The following is a 15,760-nucleotide window of genomic DNA, read 5'->3' on the forward strand; positions in this document are numbered from 1 at the left end:
AAAACAGGAGCGAAGAAGTAGTTTCGCTCCTGTTTGGAAGGATGTTGAAAAAGTATGAAGTATGTTTATTGTTTTATAAAGTTTACTGTAATGCAGTCTGAAAACTTACCACATTTTGGAGATTCAGCTTCGTAACAAACTTCTACAGTACCAGATTGCTGAATGTGATCTTCAATTAATACAAATCTTGGACTTCTAGGTGTTACTTCTGTACCATTAATTGTCCATTTTACTGAACCGTTTACAATATCAGTAATTCCTAAAGTGTTTACACCTACAAATTGTTTATTACGTACTGTAAATTCAAATGCGCCTTGAAATAAAGAACAGTCTATTGGCGTTGGTGGGCCAGGTGTTTCTTCTTCAGAGTTATTTCCATCTTGTCCGTTACCATTGTCTCCATTATTTCCATTGTTGTCATTATCTGAATCTTCATCAGTATTACCATTATTATCAGAATCTGAACCGTTGTTAGTATCTCCATCTGTAGAATTATCTCCATCTTGATCTGTGTTATCGCCATTATTATCAGAATCTCCATCTAAAGCTCCTTCAGCCTCATCGGTAATTTCTGTTAGGGGATTTTGCTCATCTACTAAGTTTTCATTTTGTTGACAAGAAGTAAGAACCAAAGTGAATACAATTAAAAGCTTTAAAAATTTCATTATGTAAATAGTTTTATGTTTTTAACAGTACTAATACAACTGAATAAAAAAACACCCTACACTTTTTTTAAAAAAAATGTAGGGTGAGTTTTAATGTTTTTATTTTTAAAGTTTTATAAGCCTGCTATTTTATCTCTTGGCAAAGTTCTATAAGTACTCCGTTAGTAGATTTTGGGTGTAAAAAAGCCACAAGTTTATTATCGGCTCCTTTTTTAGGTGTTTCATTTAATACAATAAATCCTTCGCCTTTTAAGCGAGTAATTTCAGCTTCAATGTCTTCAACAGCAAATGCAATATGATGAATTCCTTCTCCTTTTTTCTCAATAAATTTTGCAATTGGACTATCTGGTTTTGTCGCTTCTAACAGTTCTATTTTGTTAGGTCCAGTTTTAAAAAATGAAGTCTTTACACCTTCACTTTCTACTTCTTCAATTTTATAATGTGCTTCACCAAAAAGAGAAGCAAATAAAGCATTCGATTTTTCGATACTTTTTACTGCAATACCAATGTGTTCGATTTTGTCCATAATCAAATAAAAATTCAAGACAAAATTAAAGAAATAGATTTAAAAATCGTTTAAATCTATTTCTTCAGCCATTACCAATAAAATGTCAGATTTATGTAATAATGATAAAACTTGTAATGTTATACTTCTTAGTTGTTCGTGTGTATTACAAAAGTGCCATATACCTTCTAAAAAATGTGTGAAGTCTGTTTTTTTATCAAGTTTAAAAGCTTTGGTTTGTGCTACTAAATTTAATAATTGTTGTATAAGTTCTCTTGCTTGTTGTGTTTTTTGAGTAAAAATTGCATTCGTTTCCCAAATATCATGTTGTGCTTGTTTTAACAAACGGGCAGTAAAACTATATTGTTCCTTACGTTTCCCTCTTGCACTAGGAACATAAGTAACAAGTTCTGCTCTTATAGCCGCTATTTGTGATACCTGCGGAAGATTATTTTTTTTCAAAATCTCTTCTGTATCAAATAACCAATTTCTAAATTCAGAGATACTAGTACTATTTTTTGATTCTATTAAGTTTGTTAGCTGATGTATTTCTAGTAACTTTTCATTTAGTGCTTTAACGATATTTATTTTTGAAGGACGCATAATTATTCAGGTAAAAGTTTCATATTGGTGCTTCCATCTTCATTAGCTGTAGAATGCCATTCCATTCCGTCTTCACTCAATTTCAATTTAATTTGAATGATGTTTTCTGGTTTTATTTCTCTTAATTCATTGGCTTGTACAATCACTTTTGTTTGATGTTGTATCAATTGTTTTTTCTGAATACGAGGTGTAAGTTCAGTTTTTATCTTTTGAATTAAACTTTCAATTTTAATATTATCGTCGATTCTACTCATGTATAATTCGGCTAAATTTTTCGAAAGTGATTCCATTGCAGCTTCTTTTTGTGTATCATCTGCTTTAATTCGTTTTTCTAAGTTTTCTGTTTCTTTAGCGATAGCACTTCTTAAAATTGTTGAAGTTTTTCTGTCAAACGAAGAAGTTTTAGAAAAATCTTTTAATACAGAATATGTTGCAGAGTTAAACTGAATATTATCGATGGGTTGATAATCTTTTTCTTGTTCACTTTCTAACTCTCCAATGGCAACAGGAATATTTAATTCAATGTCTGGTGTACGAAAACGAGGAATAGAAAACGTTTTTAGTAAATTGTCTTTAGCATAAATCTCGGCAATTCTGGCAGACTCAAGGTCTGCCATCATTCTTGCCTGATTAATTCCTACGACTAAAGAACTTAAGTAGTCTTTTAAATCAATCATTTGTTCTGGTTTTTAGTTTATTCTACTGGTTGAGAAACAATAGCGTCTTCTAAAATTCCTAGAAGTTTTTCCATTCCTTCTGGTATTTCATCTTGACTCACTTTTACTTTTACACCTAAGTGGAAAGTTTTATCAATTTTATGTCCTTGACGCGAATTTCTTTGGTAAGAAATACTGGTGTTTAATTTTACAGTATTCGTGTTTTTATTTACGTTAAACACTCCTGGTCCTAAGGCATAATTTTTATTTGTGTTTTGATTTCCATACGAAAAACCAGTGTTGAATTTAAATTCACTACCAACACGCTTATATTCCATTGAAGTAATTTTCGCATTAAAATCGATATTTCCTTCTTCTACACGAATAAAAGGAATAGGCATCATGGTAATAATAGGAACCTGTAATTGCATTTCTTCGAATTGTGCTGGTACAGCATCTTTATCTTCGGTTGTAATATCGAATTCAGCTCCAGTACCAGATCCGCCAGTAGCCGCAGCACCATTTTCATCGTCAATTCCTGTTAATTCTAAATTTGTGCTAATTTGTGTAATAGCTCCTGTGTTACTTACAGCAGTAACTTCAATAGATAATCCACCAGCAGTTAAAATGTCTCCTACAACATAATTAGTACCAGCAGCGCTAATAGTTACACTATCAAGCTTTCCTTTAATAGCAGGTTGGTATGGCGCTACCATTTTAGGATATTTAAAGCTTACATAAATAGGTTCTCCTGGTTTTATTTCACCAGTAGCTTCATCTTCAGTATCTGGTGTAAAACCAACACTTTTTACAAAATCTACAGTAGATAACGCGGCTTTAGATTGCGCATCAACAATAGCGCTTAAAGGTCCCCCTATCATACCTGCAAAGTCAATACTAGCCAATTCCTGACCAGGATTGTAGTTTGATAAACTCATAATAGTAATTTTATTGATTAAATGCCTACTCTATTTTCGTGGCTTTTCGGCTGTCGCCACTCTTGTATTTCGAAATAGCAACAACAAAATTCAATAAAAACTAAAGTTAAAAGACAAGTACTAGCACTTGAAAAAATAGAGGTAATACCCTGTATTTTTTGGAGTGATTTTCACAAGCGCCATAATAAAACAATGATTGAAATTTCGTTAGGAAATACATTTCATAAGTTTTACCTTTGTTAAAAATTGTTAGTTTAAATTTTCTACATAAAAATTGCATTTTAAAATATAGAAAATTAGCTATTTACTTATTTATTAACCATTATTATAATTTAATTATGAAAACAATTAAAGTTGTTACGCTTGCCATATTGGTAAGTGCGGTTACGTTTGTTGCGTGCCAAAAAGATGAAGACACAGTTACTCCAGAAACACAAGTGGCAGAAGCTGTAAAACCAGCACAAGCTATTTCGTATGAAAAAGCTAGAGTATTACAAAAAGAATATATAGAAACCAGAGCAAATGTGCTAAACAAAGCTTTACAATCTCGTGGTGTAATACAAGGGGAAGACGTACGTGATTACTATTATGACTTAGAAGTTCTAGAACAGTATATTGCATATTTTAAAGCAGAAGCAAAGAAAAAAGGATATGATAATTTGGGTTTACGAATTCACTTAGGAGCATATCCAAATCAAGAACATTATAACGAACCAGGTAATAGTACTATTTTTATAATGCCTACTCATAAGTTAGAAGATAAAAACAAGAGACTATTATTAAATAGTGATGTTTTAAATGCTGAAGGGATAGATGCTTTAAATCTAGCGACAGGAGGTAGGCCACCCGTTGATTTAGAATAAAACTCCATAATATTAATAAATTAAAAACTCCTATTTCGGTAGGAGTTTTTTTTGAACAATAGTTTTTTTCAATTTCTATCTGTTAAACCCTGAAAACCTAATAGGAAAGACCCTGAGTGGTAAAAGGTGTTTTTCCTGTATTTTATTTTTAAAAACTTGATTTACTTGATCTCTCGAAAAAAAGCTATTTTTTTTCAATAATATCCCTGTATTTTTGGCTATGAATTTAAACAAAAACATCATGAAAAAAATGAAACTACTACTAGCAGTAACATGCACTTTTACTTTATTACTTACTTCTTGTGATTTAATAAACGGAGGAGGCGGAAATACAGGAAGCGGTGATAAATGCGAAAACTGTTACGATTTTAATGGGCAAAAACCAAAGCAAGCAATTTCTAAAAAACAAGCATTAGTATTACAAAGAGAATATTTAGAAACTCGAGCAAAATTTTTAAATGAACACTTAAATAGCCAAGGTCATATTAAAGGAGAAGATGTAAGAGATGTTTGGTATGATATAGAAACGATAAAGCAGTATATCGCTTATGTTGAAGCGGCTGCAAAGAAAAAAGGATACGAAGGAGTTGGTTTACGTTTGTATTTTGGAGCATATCCAAAAAATTATGATCGAGTAAAAACTCCAGGATATAGTACAATGTTCTTTGCTCCAACTTACAAGAAAAAAGGAGCAGTTATGAATTTTGTATACGACCATGGTGGAGATCACTTAATGGACGATGTAGATTATTTGAATGTAGGAATGGGAGGTTTACCTCCAAAAGATTTGAATTAAAAAAATGAATCCAATTTTTTATTTATTTATTATACCGTTTTTTGAGCTTTTATGTTTGATTATCTCTTGGTATTCTTTTAATAAATATAGTCTAACGAATGAGAGATTTTTTCCTTATTTTTTGACTTATGTTTTTTTAAATGAGTTATTGGGAATTCTACTAAGTTTTATATTAGGTGTAGATAATAATTGGATTTATAATATATATTTTTTTATAAGTTTTAATTTTTACTTTTATTGGTATTATAAGATAATTAATAGTAGAATATTAAAAAACATAATTCTTTTGTTCTCTGTATCTTTTTCTCTAGTAGCATTATATTTTTTTGTTAGTCTAAAATGGGATTATTATCATGAATTTACATTTATATTTGGAGCTATTCTAACTATTTTTGTAACTACATTTCATTTTTATGAATTACTTAATAATAACAAAGTTATTGTTGTAAATAATAATTTAAGTTTCTGGATATCAACAGGTCTCTTGATGTTTAATTTAGGGATGGTACCTCTAATGTTTTTTTCAAAAATATTTAATGCAAGTAATGAAGTGAGAATTTTAATACTAATAAGTCTTAATTTTATTTTATATGCTTGTTATTCAATAGGATTCATTTTATGCAAACCGACCAAAGACTAGTTTTTATACTTACAACATTAATAGTGGTTTTAATGGCTTTAGTTGTTATTACTTTGTTTGTAGTATTTTCTAGAAAGAAAAACAGGTTATTACGCGAAAAATCTCAGGAGAAAAAACGTTTCGAGCGTGAAATTGCAGAAACACAAATAGAAATACGAGAAGAAACTTTAAGAAATATTAGTTGGGAGTTGCACGATAATATCGGGCAACTCTTAACTTTAGCAAAAATACAATTGCAAAACGCCACACCAGAAAGTTTAGATGATATTTCAGAAACAATTACTAAAAGTTTAAATGAAATACGCTCATTATCTAAACTCATCAATCCAGAATTTATAAAGAATATAGCGTTAAAAGATGCTTTACAATTAGAAGTAGAACGTTTTAATCGTTTACAGTTTATAAAGGCAAGTTTGTATATTTCTGGAGAAGAAAAAGAATTAAATCAGAAACACGGGATAATTTTATTTCGAATTTTACAAGAATTTTTTTCCAATACTATAAAACATGCACGTGGATCGAAATTAGAAGTTTATTTAAATTTTGAGTTAGATAAACTTACAATTAAAGCTATAGACGACGGTGTAGGTTTTAATATGGAAGAGATTCAACAAAAAGGAATTGGCCTAGAAAACATGAAAACAAGAGCCAAACTTATTAATGCAGATATAAATTTAGAATCTAAGCCAAATATAGGCACAGAATTAAATATTTATTACTATTTTTAGAAAGCGTAATCCCCTTATGCAGTAGTTATTTACTAACTTATTTAACCCGTTTAACTATGAAGTATTCAGTTGTTGTGGTAGACGATCATACGTTACTTTCACAAGCTATTGAAGGCATGGTTAATACTTTTGACAAATTTAAAGTATTGTACACATGCAAGAACGGAGGGGAGGTAAAAGAAAAATTTAAAGCTTCCCCCCGAAACATTCCAGACATTGTCTTGGTTGACGTTAACATGCCCGTTATGAACGGAATTGAGACCACCGAATGGATTGTTGCGAATTATCCAAATGTTCATGTTCTAGCCCTTTCTGTTGAAGATGCAGACGGAACAATTCTAAAAATGCTTAAAGCAGGTGCCATTGGTTATCTCTTAAAAGATACCCAAAAAGAAGTACTCGAAAAAGCATTATTAGAAATTATGGAGAATGGTTTCTATCACACTAGAAACGTAACTAACCTACTATTAGACTCAGTTTCCGGAAAAGGAAACAGAAATCAAGTCAATTTCAAAGAAAATGAAATCAAGTTCATGCGATTAGCGTGTTCAGAACTCACCTACAAAGAGATTGCCGAAAAAATGTTTTTGAGTCCAAAAACAATTGACGGTTATCGAGACAGTTTATTTACCAAATTAGATGTCAGAAACAGAGTAGGTCTAGTTATGTATGCTATAAAGAACAAGATTTACACCCCTTAAATGATTTAAGAATTGCTCCCTTTATTTCATCAGTGAAAAATAACTCTAAAACAATTGTTTAGAGTAACATTTAATATGCGTACAGTTTTACTATTTTTAGAAATGGTATTCCATAATAAATCTATAAATTTGCACTATGGAAGAAACTAATAGACAGCGAAAGATAGCAGGAGTACTACAAAAGGACTTAGTTGAAGTTTTACAGCGTGCTGCTCAAGATGGAATGAAGGGAGTAATTATTTCTGTATCGAAAGTATCGGTTACAGCAGATTTAGGTGTGGCTAAAGTTTTTTTAAGCGTTTTTCCTTCAGATAAAAGAGATGAAATTTTAGAAGGAGTAAAATCTAATACTCCATTAATTCGTCATGAATTATCACAAAGAACAAAAAATCAATTAAGAAGAATGCCTGAATTGTTGTTTTTTGGAGATGATAGTTTAGATTATATTGAAGAAATAGATAAGTCTTTAAAAGGAGAAGATACAGATCCTATAAAAAATCCTGAAATATTACCACGTCGTCAAAAAAGATAATCGAGAATAATTGTTACATTGCCAATAATTTTAGTAACAATTGAATTTCCCATTATACATAGCAAAACGCTATTTGCGATCTAAGAATAGCACTAATGCAGTAAATATAATTACCATTATAGCAATGCTTGGTGTAATTATAGGTACTCTAGCTTTATTTATTATTTTATCAGGTTTTTCTGGATTAAGAAATTATAGCTATTCTATGTTAGATAGTTCAGATCCAGATATTAAAATTACAGCTAGAAAAGGAAAGAGTTTTTTATATACCAAAGAGTTAGATGAAGCTTTAGTTTCAAATACCAAAATTGCAGATTTTTCAAAAGTTTTAGAAGAGCGTGCCTTTTTAAAGTATGGAGATAAAAACCATATTGCATACATAAAAGGAGTAGATGTAAATTATACAGATGTTTTAGCTGTAGACTCAATTTTATGGTCTGGAGATTGGATAAATCGTGAGTTTAAAAATACAGCAGTTGTTGGTTATGGAATTTACAATAAGTTATCCATTCAAAATTACCTAAGACCTTTGGTAGTTTTTATGCCTAAACCAGGTACGGGAATTATTAATCCAAATAACGCATATCGTTCTGTAAACACTCAAGTAACTGGGATATATGGTGGTTCAGAAGAATTTCGAAATAAGTTTGTTTTTACGGAATTACATGTTGCTCAAGAATTAATGGGCTATGAACCAAATAAAATCTCTGGAGTTGAATTAAAAGTAAGAAACCCAGAACTTGTAGATGATATATCAAAAGATTTACAAAAAGAGCTAGGAGACACTTATAAAGTTCAAACAAGAGCAGAGTTAAATGAATTAATTTTAAAAGTAATTAATACAGAGAATTTTGTGTCGTATTTAATTTTTACTTTAATAGTAATTATTGCATTGTTTAATTTAATTGGAGCAATAATTATGATGATTATCGATAAAAGAAAAAATTTAAAAACGTTATTAAATATTGGAGCATCAGTAAAAGATATAAAAAGAATTTTTGTGCTTCAAGGTTCATTATTAAGTGTGGTAGGAATGCTAATAGGCTTATTTATAGGGATAAGTTTAGTATTTCTTCAAAAACATTTCGGTTGGTTTAAAATAAGTCCAGAATTAGCCTATCCAGTAGAATTTAAATGGTTTAACTTAATAACTGTTGTTATCACCATTTTAACTTTAGGCTTTTTAGCTTCAAAAATTGCAGGTAGCAGAATAACAAAAGAGTTTATAGAAAGTTAAAATTTCTAAAGTATTGATTTAAAAATAAAACCCAGCGCTAGGATATTTTATTTATAGATAAATACATGTTTCTTTTTAGTGATCTATTTTTCAAGATTTAATTTATGTTTCATGTATAAGATCATGTGTATTGTGAATCTAAGTATGATAACTTTTATGATTCATTCATTTACATTACTTATGACACAAAAATTTATAAAAGGTCACATCGTGTTTAAATTCAGTAAAATATATGGAATTGTATAAAAAGGTAACTTGAGTAAATTCCGAATTGGAACTACTCAAATTAGAAGCATTTGAATTAGTATGGTGTACTATATTTTAATATAACCCAGCGCTGAGTATTAGTTTTTCCATTATACAAATGTTTCTTTTTAGTGATCTATTCTTTCAAGATTTACTTTATGTTTCATTTATATAAGTAAAAATGGATTAATTAATTGTGAATAATTAAGGGATTATTTTAATTAACTAACACTGTAAAGATACTATATGTAAATATTAAAAAAGCTGAGTTTTGGATACAACTCAGCTAATTATCGATAAACGGTTTTATAATTTAGATGAATGGTAATTATTTAATTTCAGGAATTCTGGTATTACCAAACTTATTTTGAATTTCATCAAAAGCATTAAAAACGTCCTGAGGATCATCAGAAGTTACCAGCTTTAATCGATATTCTTTAAAGTGAGGAATACCTTTAAAATAATTTGTGTAGTGTCTACGTGTTTCAACTACTCCTAAGTGTTCACCTTTCCAATCTATAGACATTTGTAAGTGACGACGAGCCACTTCTACACGTTCAGCAATTGTAGGTTTTGGTAAATGCTCACCAGTTTTAAAGAAATGTTTTACTTCATTAAAAAACCAAGGATAACCAATAGAAGCTCTACCGATCATTGCCCCATCTAATCCATAAGAATCTCGCATTTCCATAGCCTTTTCAGGAGAATCAACATCACCATTTCCAAATACAGGAATATGCATTCTAGGATTGTTTTTTACATCAGCAATTGGTCTCCAATCTGCAGAACCTTTGTACATCTGCGCACGAGTACGACCATGAATAGAAATCGCTTTAATTCCAACGTCTTGTAAACGTTCAGCAACTTCTACAATTCGAATTGAATCATGATCCCAACCCAAACGAGTCTTAACAGTAACCGGTAAATCTGTATGTTTTACCATAGCTTCAGTAAGTTTTACCATTAGGTCGATATCTTTTAAAATACCTGCTCCAGCTCCTTTAGAAACTACTTTTTTTACTGGACAACCAAAGTTAATGTCAATAATGTCTGGTTTGGTTTTTTCTACAATTTCTATAGAACGTAACATAGAATCCATATTAGCACCAAAAATTTGAATACCAACAGGACGCTCTTTTTCATAAATATCGAGTTTAATAACGCTTTTTGCTGCGTCACGAATTAATCCTTCTGAAGAAATAAACTCAGTATATACTACATCTGCACCATTTTCTTTACATAGTGCTCTAAAAGGCGGATCACTAACATCTTCCATTGGAGCTAAAAGCAATGGAAAATCAGGAAGTTCTATGTTGTCTATCTTTACCATAATTCAAAAAATCGTTGCAAAATTACTGTTTTTTTATAGAATGATTTTATAAGTTTGAAATCATCTAAAAAATAAATTGTTGGAAATCCCTTTTGAACCTATACTTTTTGGTGTAAAAGTTAATATTCATTTGATATTAGAATACTTAGCCTTTTTTCTTGGATATCGATATTATGCATTCTTGAAAAAAAGATCAAAAGATCATATTCCATCAGAAAATAGACTTTATATTATTCTAGGAGCAGCTCTTGGAGCTTTTTTCGGCTCGAGAATAGTTGGGTTCTTAGAACATCCCGTTATCGCAATACAGCAATCTTTCTTATACATTTTTAATGTGAAAACTATTATGGGAGGTTTGTTTGGAGGTTTGTTAGGAGTGGAGATTTCTAAAAAGATTATTGGTGAAAAACAATCTTCAGGAGATTTGTTTACGTTACCAATTATTCTTGGAATTTTTATTGGTAGAATAGGTTGTTTCTTAACAGGAATAAAAGAGTTTACTTACGGACAAGAAACTTCTTTTTTTATGGGAATGGATTTAGGAGATGGAATTTTAAGGCATCCTTTAGCATTATATGAATTGATTTTTTTAGTCCTGTTATTTTTTCTTTTGAAATCTTTTCGAAGCAAATTCTCAGTAAACGGAGATCTGTTTAAGGTTTTTATGTTGAGTTATTTTGGATTCCGTTTTTGTATTGAATTCTTAAAACCAAATCAGTTTTTTGTTTTCGGACTTAGTTCGATTCAAATATTATGTATAACTTGTTGGTTATATTACTATAAATTTATTTTAAAAGCTATGAAATATGCCCGTTAGAAAATATACGTATTACGATTTTACATTGAGTTTATGTCCTGAATGTTTAAGAAGAGTAGATGCTAAAATCGTATTTGAAGATAATAAAGTGTACATGTTAAAACGTTGTCCTGAACATGGCAATTCAAAAGTTTTAATAGCAGACGATGTAGAATATTATAAAAACATTAGAAACTATAACAAACCATCGGAAACGCCTTATACATTCAATACTAAAACACATTATGGTTGTCCGTACGATTGTGGATTATGTCCAGATCATGAACAACATTCATGTTTAACAGTTTTAGAAGTAACAGATCGATGCAATTTAACTTGTCCGACTTGTTACGCAGGATCTTCACCAACGTATGGAAGACACAGAACTTTGGAAGAGATAAAGAAAATGTTAGACATTATTGTTAAGAATGAAAAAGAACCTGATGTAGTTCAAATAAGCGGAGGCGAGCCAACAGTTCATCCACAGTTTTTTGAAATTTTAGATTACGCTAAAACGTTACCGATTCGTCATTTAATGCTGAATACTAATGGAATTAAAATAGCAAAAGACAAAGCATTTGTACAAAGGCTAAAAACCTATACGCCAGATTTTGAAATTTATTTACAGTTTGATTCTTTTAGAGATGAGGTTTTACAGCAAATGCGAGGGGCAGATTTATCTGAAATTCGAAAACAAGCAATAGCAAACCTGAATGAAGTTAATTTATCAACGACCTTAGTGGTAACACTTCAAAAAGGATTGAATGATGATGAAATTGGAGAAATTATCGAATATGCTTTGCAACAACAATGTGTTCGAGGTGTTACATTTCAACCTACACAAATAGCTGGTCGATTAGAAAATTTCGATCCAGAAAAAGATCGATTAACACTAACAGAAGTTCGAAGAAAAATATTGGAACAATCTCCTGTTTTTAATTCAGATGATTTAATTCCAGTTCCTTGTAATCCTGATGCTTTAGTGATGGGTTATGCTTTAAAATTAGGAGGAGAAGTATTTCCGTTAACACGTTATGTAAATCCTGCTGATTTATTAGATAATAGTAAAAACACTATTGTTTATGAGCAAGATGAACAACTGCACGGAAAAATGATAGAATTATTTAGTACAGGAAATTCTGTAGAAGTAGCTCAAGAAAATTTAAAGTCGATTATGTGTTGTTTGCCTAATATCGATGCACCAAATTTGGGTTACGACAATTTGTTTCGAATAATTATTATGCAGTTTATTGATGCTTATAATTTTGATGTAAGAGCAATTAAAAAATCGTGTGTTCATATTGTGGATAAAGACTATAAAATTATTCCGTTCGAAACTATGAATCTGTTTTACAGAGACGATAAAAAACAACGTTTAGAAGAACTTAAAAAAGAAAGCATATGAATTTTTTAGAAGTAGGAGATTTATCAGGACTATTCACCATAATTATATTAATTATGTTCGGTCCACCTTTGTTGTTAGTAATTATCGGATTTTCAGTTAAAAAGAAAAATAAAGAAGCAGCAACTGTATTATTTATTTTGGCAGCGCTTTATGTTTTAGTTGGCCTAGGAATGTGTTTCGGAGGTTTAGCATAAACAATTATTTTTTACGTTACAATTGAAAAATTAGTATTAATTACTTCGATGTATATTCAGCTATCTTTAAATTTCATTAAATACATTGATTTTGAAAAAATACAATTGGGCTATTTTAGGTTGTGGATGGATTGCTGAAATTTTTGCAGGAGATTTAAAAACGCTTAATGATGCTGTTTTATATGCGACAGCATCTAGAGATATAAAAAAGGCGGAAAAGTTTGCAGATCAGTTTGGTTTTCAAAAAGCTTATGGTAATTATAGAGAAATGTTAGAAGATGAAAACGTTGATATCGTTTATATAGCAACACCTCATACATTTCATTGTGAACATACGTTACTTTCGTTGCAACATAAAAAAGCTGTTTTATGTGAAAAAGCTTTTGCAATTAATGAAATAGAAGTTCAAGCCATGATTACTGCTTCTAAAAAAGAAAAAACGTTTTTAATGGAGGCTTTTTGGACACGTTTGGTTCCTACATTCAAAAAAGTTTTAGCTATTATAAAATCAAAAGAATTGGGTGAGTTAAAAGTCGTTCAGTCAGATTTTATGTTTTATGGAGCTTATAATGAAAATAGCAGATTGTATAACCTAGACTTAGGAGGTGGCGCTTTATTAGATATCGGAATTTATCCTGTTTTTACCGCCCTTCAAACTTTAGGAATTCCAGATAATATTATAGCGAATGCGATTAAAAGTCCCACGGGTTCAGACGAACATATCGATATAATTTTTGAATACGAAAATCAGAAGAGAGCATATTTAAGAGCAGGTTTTACTTGCGACGCTCCAAATTACTCTATTTTCCATTTTGAAAAAGGAACTGTTCAAATTTCTAGAGAGATGAATTGTCCGATTATTATAAAAACTGAAGATGGAATTCAAGAATTAAAAGAAAATGATGGAGAAGGTTATGGATATTACTTTGAGGCTGCACACGTCATGGAATGTTTAGACAAAGATTTAATTGAAAGTCCAATTTTATCTAATAATTTTAGTTTAGAACTTATTCAAACTTTAGATAAAATTAGAAAAACAATAGACCTAACTTACCCCAATCATGATGGAGTAAGTAGATCTAATTAAAAAGGACCGTATTTATTTACTAAAATACTCTCACAATGTTAAAACCAAAAGCAATATCCCCCCCGGCGTTGCTTATATATCCTGGTTCATTTGACGATTGTGCATTTGTAAATAGTAATTGAAAAACATGACCTCCCGTTTCAATATCTACACCAAACGTATAGGGATTGTAAAAAATTGAGTTTTCGTCTCTGCTAAAATTATGTACATATTCTGCATTTAAACTCACACGTTTACTTAGTTTTAAGCGACCGCCAAATCCCATGGCAAATTGGTTATGATTTGCAGCTCCTGTTTCTTCTAAAATTTGTAAATTTTCTCTTACATAAGTAGGTGCAAATTCAAAAGAGAAACGTTTAGAAAATCTATGTGATGCTAATAATTGAACAGCATAACTCATTCTATCGCCATCTTGTAACGTGTAGTTAGAAAATCTACTGTTACTTAATTCTGTGTTAATATTTGCAGTAGCATAACCTACTAAGTTAAAAGGAAAAGTTTCCGATTGTTTTGTAAATCTACTTTTAACAGCCAAAGCGACTGTTTTTTCAAAAGATTCTCTACTTAAGCTGAATTGTGTTCCTTCCCAAAAACTATATAAAAGTTCAATTTTAGTATTGGCCTGATCTAAACCTAAAAATGTATCAAAACCATCTTTTAAAGGTCCAAATCTATGTGAAACAATTAAGTATAATTCTCCTTTGTCACCTATTTTTGTTGATTGAAGATTACCAATTTTTAATGTTTTAAAAGCTGGTAGTTCAAATTTGTTTTGTGACTTTTTATTTTTGTTAGACTTCTCAGTTGTTTCTTCGTTACTATAATCATCTAATTCGTTAAGTAAATCATCTTGAGCAAAAAGAAGACTTGTTTGTATAGCAAGTAAAAAGAAGAAAAGAAGTGTTATTTTTTTAATGTGCATTGGTTTAGTTTTAGTTCATTTAATAGATCATCGTAACCTATAACCATTCCTTTAATAGTGATAGTTTGATTTTCCTTCAATGTATTTAAATTTTGATTTTCAGAAAATTGACAAAATACATTTTCATCGATAACTACACCTTCATCATTTATTGTCGATATGGTTCCAGTAATTTGAATAATTTTAGAATTCCATTCTGAAATATTAGTGCCATTTTGAGTAATGAATTCTTTTGAAGAACCTTCAAACGAAGGTTTAATTTCAGAAACTTCTTGAGGTTTTTGAAAGACATAACTGTAAGTTCCAAAACCAACTATGGCAATTAAAGAAAGTGTGATTAATAGTTTTTTATTTTTTTTCAGAAAGCTCATAATTTAAATTAACAGTAACTATTCTTGCTATTTTACGACGTACAACACTGGGTATCTTAATGTTAAAATCACTTGGCAAAAGGTCGAAATTAGTTACTAAATTAATTTTATCGTTTACTTTAGTAATTGTTCCTTTAGTTTCTATTTCTTTACTAACACCTTTGATAGTTATTTTTCCTTTAATATTAACCTCTTTACTTCCTTGTAAAGAAGCAGCATTAAAATCTTCTATTTTACCTCTAAATACAGCTTTAGGAAATTCGTTAGATTCCATAAAACTTTCATTGAAGTGTTCTTGCATTAAAGCCAACCTAAATTTAAAAGCACTTATGAATAATTGTGAAGCAATTTCGCCGTCGTTAGTTAAAATAGCAGTTGTACTTTTATTTAAGGCTTGTACAGGTTCAAATGCGTCTACAGAAGCTTTAAATCCGGTTGTTCCAGTTCTTGTGTAAAATTTCTGGCTGAATAATGTTTGGGTTATTAGTAATAAAATTACGAAAAGTCTCATGATATTGTTCTTTATTTTGGGGTTATTTTTTGTT

Annotated in this window: 19 protein-coding genes; 10 read left to right on the forward strand and 9 right to left on the reverse strand. The window is 30.2% G+C overall.

The genetic code is table 11. The features are described from left to right. Window positions 1-65 precede the first annotated feature (65 nt). From Q1A46_RS11995 to Q1A46_RS12015, 5 genes are all read right to left on the reverse strand, one after another. Entirely contained in the window at window positions 66-665 is a 600-nt protein-coding gene (locus tag Q1A46_RS11995) for a hypothetical protein (protein ID WP_299678714.1), read from the reverse strand. A 124-nt stretch (window positions 666-789) separates the two neighbouring features. Then, window positions 790-1,191 (reverse strand): methylmalonyl-CoA epimerase, encoded by a 402-nt coding sequence (mce, locus tag Q1A46_RS12000; RefSeq protein ID WP_299678717.1) that lies wholly within the window; start codon window positions 1,189-1,191, stop codon window positions 790-792. A gap of 39 nt (window positions 1,192-1,230) precedes the next feature. Continuing rightward, window positions 1,231-1,773, reverse strand: coding sequence for a hypothetical protein (locus tag Q1A46_RS12005; protein ID WP_299678720.1), 543 nt, complete (start codon window positions 1,771-1,773; stop codon window positions 1,231-1,233). A 2-nt stretch (window positions 1,774-1,775) separates the two neighbouring features. Then, a complete protein-coding gene (locus tag Q1A46_RS12010) occupies window positions 1,776-2,450 on the reverse strand; it encodes a hypothetical protein (RefSeq protein WP_299678723.1) in 675 nt (224 codons plus the stop codon). 17 nt (window positions 2,451-2,467) lie between these two features. Further along, window positions 2,468-3,367 (reverse strand): DUF2589 domain-containing protein, encoded by a 900-nt coding sequence (locus Q1A46_RS12015; RefSeq protein ID WP_299678726.1) that lies wholly within the window; start codon window positions 3,365-3,367, stop codon window positions 2,468-2,470. Window positions 3,368-3,705: 338 nt separating this feature from the next. Between Q1A46_RS12015 and Q1A46_RS12020 the strand changes: the two genes are divergently transcribed. The 6 genes from Q1A46_RS12020 to Q1A46_RS12045 all read left to right on the forward strand — a co-directional run bounded on the left by Q1A46_RS12020 (window position 3,706) and on the right by Q1A46_RS12045 (window position 8,864). Then, window positions 3,706-4,230 carry a hypothetical protein gene (locus tag Q1A46_RS12020; RefSeq protein WP_299678729.1) on the forward strand — a complete coding sequence of 175 codons (525 nt, stop codon included), beginning with the start codon at window positions 3,706-3,708 and terminating at the stop codon, window positions 4,228-4,230. Between the two features lie 241 nt (window positions 4,231-4,471). Next, window positions 4,472-5,026 (forward strand): hypothetical protein, encoded by a 555-nt coding sequence (locus Q1A46_RS12025; RefSeq protein ID WP_299678732.1) that lies wholly within the window; start codon window positions 4,472-4,474, stop codon window positions 5,024-5,026. 672 nt (window positions 5,027-5,698) lie between these two features. Next, the gene (locus Q1A46_RS12030) at window positions 5,699-6,394 is read left to right on the forward strand and encodes a sensor histidine kinase (RefSeq protein ID WP_299678735.1); all 696 of its coding nucleotides are present in this window, start codon (window positions 5,699-5,701) and stop codon (window positions 6,392-6,394) included. A gap of 56 nt (window positions 6,395-6,450) precedes the next feature. Then, window positions 6,451-7,095 carry a response regulator transcription factor gene (locus tag Q1A46_RS12035; protein WP_299678737.1) on the forward strand — a complete coding sequence of 215 codons (645 nt, stop codon included), beginning with the start codon at window positions 6,451-6,453 and terminating at the stop codon, window positions 7,093-7,095. 136 nt (window positions 7,096-7,231) lie between these two features. Next, complete coding sequence (rbfA, locus tag Q1A46_RS12040; protein WP_299678740.1) at window positions 7,232-7,627, forward strand: 30S ribosome-binding factor RbfA; 396 nt, start codon at window positions 7,232-7,234, stop codon at window positions 7,625-7,627. Between the two features lie 40 nt (window positions 7,628-7,667). After that, window positions 7,668-8,864 carry an FtsX-like permease family protein gene (locus Q1A46_RS12045; RefSeq protein ID WP_299678743.1) on the forward strand — a complete coding sequence of 399 codons (1,197 nt, stop codon included), beginning with the start codon at window positions 7,668-7,670 and terminating at the stop codon, window positions 8,862-8,864. Between the two features lie 574 nt (window positions 8,865-9,438). Here the strand turns inward: Q1A46_RS12045 and dusB are convergent. Next, the gene (dusB, locus tag Q1A46_RS12050; RefSeq protein WP_299678746.1) at window positions 9,439-10,440 is read right to left on the reverse strand and encodes a tRNA dihydrouridine synthase DusB; all 1,002 of its coding nucleotides are present in this window, start codon (window positions 10,438-10,440) and stop codon (window positions 9,439-9,441) included. Between the two features lie 79 nt (window positions 10,441-10,519). On the opposite strand from dusB, the gene Q1A46_RS12055 reads away from it, so the two are divergent. From Q1A46_RS12055 to Q1A46_RS12070, 4 genes are all read left to right on the forward strand, one after another. Further along, on the forward strand, window positions 10,520-11,257 hold the full coding sequence (locus tag Q1A46_RS12055) for a prolipoprotein diacylglyceryl transferase (RefSeq protein ID WP_299678749.1): 738 nt from the start codon (window positions 10,520-10,522) through the stop codon (window positions 11,255-11,257). After that, window positions 11,247-12,641 (forward strand): radical SAM protein, encoded by a 1,395-nt coding sequence (locus Q1A46_RS12060; RefSeq protein WP_299678752.1) that lies wholly within the window; start codon window positions 11,247-11,249, stop codon window positions 12,639-12,641. The genes Q1A46_RS12055 and Q1A46_RS12060 overlap by 11 nt, the downstream gene beginning before the upstream one ends. Continuing rightward, window positions 12,638-12,835 carry a hypothetical protein gene (locus Q1A46_RS12065; protein ID WP_299678755.1) on the forward strand — a complete coding sequence of 66 codons (198 nt, stop codon included), beginning with the start codon at window positions 12,638-12,640 and terminating at the stop codon, window positions 12,833-12,835. The genes Q1A46_RS12060 and Q1A46_RS12065 overlap by 4 nt, the downstream gene beginning before the upstream one ends. A 91-nt stretch (window positions 12,836-12,926) precedes the next feature. Next, window positions 12,927-13,922, forward strand: a complete 996-nt coding sequence (locus Q1A46_RS12070) for a Gfo/Idh/MocA family protein (RefSeq protein WP_299678758.1) — start codon at window positions 12,927-12,929, stop codon at window positions 13,920-13,922. Window positions 13,923-13,941: 19 nt separating this feature from the next. Here Q1A46_RS12070 and Q1A46_RS12075 read toward each other — a convergent pair whose 3' ends face one another. The 3 genes from Q1A46_RS12075 to Q1A46_RS12085 are packed head-to-tail and all read right to left on the reverse strand — an operon-like array spanning window position 13,942 to window position 15,726. Further along, the gene (locus Q1A46_RS12075; protein WP_299678761.1) at window positions 13,942-14,844 is read right to left on the reverse strand and encodes a DUF5777 family beta-barrel protein; all 903 of its coding nucleotides are present in this window, start codon (window positions 14,842-14,844) and stop codon (window positions 13,942-13,944) included. Further along, the gene (locus Q1A46_RS12080; protein ID WP_299678763.1) at window positions 14,826-15,215 is read right to left on the reverse strand and encodes a hypothetical protein; all 390 of its coding nucleotides are present in this window, start codon (window positions 15,213-15,215) and stop codon (window positions 14,826-14,828) included. Before Q1A46_RS12080 ends, Q1A46_RS12075 begins: the two co-directional genes overlap by 19 nt. After that, entirely contained in the window at window positions 15,193-15,726 is a 534-nt protein-coding gene (locus Q1A46_RS12085; protein WP_299678765.1) for a YceI family protein, read from the reverse strand. Before Q1A46_RS12085 ends, Q1A46_RS12080 begins: the two co-directional genes overlap by 23 nt. Window positions 15,727-15,760 lie beyond the last annotated feature (34 nt).

This window comes from uncultured Tenacibaculum sp. (genome assembly GCF_947502995.1).
GTDB lineage: Bacteria > Bacteroidota > Bacteroidia > Flavobacteriales > Flavobacteriaceae > Polaribacter.